Source organism: Pseudomonas sp. NPDC089918, assembly GCF_050280605.1.
Lineage (GTDB): Bacteria > Pseudomonadota > Gammaproteobacteria > Pseudomonadales > Pseudomonadaceae > Aquipseudomonas.
On the sequence record NZ_JBNNVP010000100.1, the window covers coordinates 1 to 1,838 of the forward strand.

The 1,838-nt window shown below is 56.9% G+C and carries 1 pseudogene; it reads right to left on the reverse strand.

Going from position 1 to position 1,838, the window contains the following annotated elements:
• Positions 1 to 1,838 (reverse strand): annotated as a pseudogene (locus tag ACQKPC_RS30305) (DNA-directed RNA polymerase subunit beta'); the annotation flags it as partial.

Genomic DNA, 1,838 nt, shown 5'->3' on the forward strand with positions numbered 1-1,838 from the left:
TCACCGAGGAAGCCCAACTGCTTGGCGCGCTCGGTGGCAAAACCGGCGGGCGCCACCGAATTGACCAGAATCTGGTCCTTGGCGCAGGCCTGGGCGACCCACTTCTCGTCTACCAGAGTGCCGGCAGGAACGATGATTTCCTCGGTACCTGGCTTGAATACGTCACGGGCGATAACACGACCCAATACGCGCTCACCCAACGGCTCAACAACGTCACCGCCTTCAATGTGCGGAGTCATTACCAGGCCATGTTCGGTGCCGCAATCGATCTCGGTCACAACCAGATCCTGCGCCACGTCTACCAGACGACGAGTCAGGTAACCGGAGTTCGCAGTTTTCAATGCGGTATCCGCCAAACCTTTACGAGCACCGTGAGTGGAGATGAAGTACTGAAGTACGCTCAAACCTTCACGGAAGTTCGCAGTAATCGGCGTTTCGATGATGGAACCGTCCGGCTTGGCCATCAGGCCACGCATACCGGCGAGCTGACGGATCTGCGCAGCAGAACCCCGTGCGCCCGAGTCGGCCATCATGTACATCGAGTTGAAAGACTCTTGGTCGACTTCGACGCCATGACGGTCGATGACTTTCTCTTTCGAGAGGTTGGCCATCATCGCCTTGGAAACTTCGTCGTTCGCCTTGGACCAAAGGTCGATCACTTTGTTGTACTTCTCGCCCTGGGTTACCAGGCCGGAGGCGTACTGACTTTCGATCTCTTTCACTTCGTCGGTAGCAGCACCGATGATGCGGGCTTTTTCATCCGGGATAACGAAGTCGTTAACACCGATGGAAACGCCGGAGATGGTCGAGTAAGCAAAACCGGTGTACATCAACTGGTCAGCGAAGATCACGGTCTCTTTCAAACCAACCACGCGGTAGCACTGGTTGATCAGCTTGGAGATCGCCTTTTTCTTCATCGGCTGGTTGACGACGTCGTAAGACAGGCCAGGTGGAACAACCTGGAACAACAGCGCACGGCCGACAGTGGTGTCGACGATACGGGTGTTCTTGACGCTGCCGCCATCACGATCGTTGACGGTTTCGTTGATCCGCACTTTGACTTTAGCGTGCAGTGCGGCTTCGCCGGCACGGAACACACGGTCTACTTCTTGCAGATCCGCGAACACACGACCTTCGCCCTTGGCGTTGATCGCTTCACGAGTCATGTAGTACAGACCCAATACAACGTCCTGCGACGGAACGATGATTGGCTCACCGTTGGCTGGCGACAGAATGTTGTTGGTCGACATCATCAACGCACGCGCTTCCAACTGGGCTTCCAGCGTCAGCGGTACGTGCACGGCCATTTGGTCGCCGTCGAAGTCGGCGTTGTACGCAGCACAGACCAGAGGGTGCAGCTGGATAGCCTTACCTTCGATCAGTACCGGTTCAAACGCCTGGATACCCAGACGGTGAAGGGTCGGTGCACGGTTGAGGAGAACCGGGTGTTCGCGAATCACTTCAGCGAGAACGTCCCAAACCTCTGGCAGCTCGCGCTCGACCATCTTCTTGGCAGCTTTGATGGTGGTAGCAAGACCACGCATTTCCAGCTTGCCGAAAATGAACGGCTTGAACAGCTCGAGAGCCATCTTCTTCGGCAGACCGCACTGGTGCAGACGCAGGGTCGGACCTACGGTAATTACCGAACGACCGGAGTAGTCAACACGCTTACCGAGCAAGTTCTGACGGAAACGACCCTGCTTACCCTTGATCATGTCAGCCAGGGATTTCAGAGGACGCTCTACCCGATCCTTGACGTCGCTGCGGGCGGTCAGCATCAGCACCGGCAGGTTCTTGCCCCGGGCCCGCAAGCGCGCCAGCACTTCGAAGCCATCCAT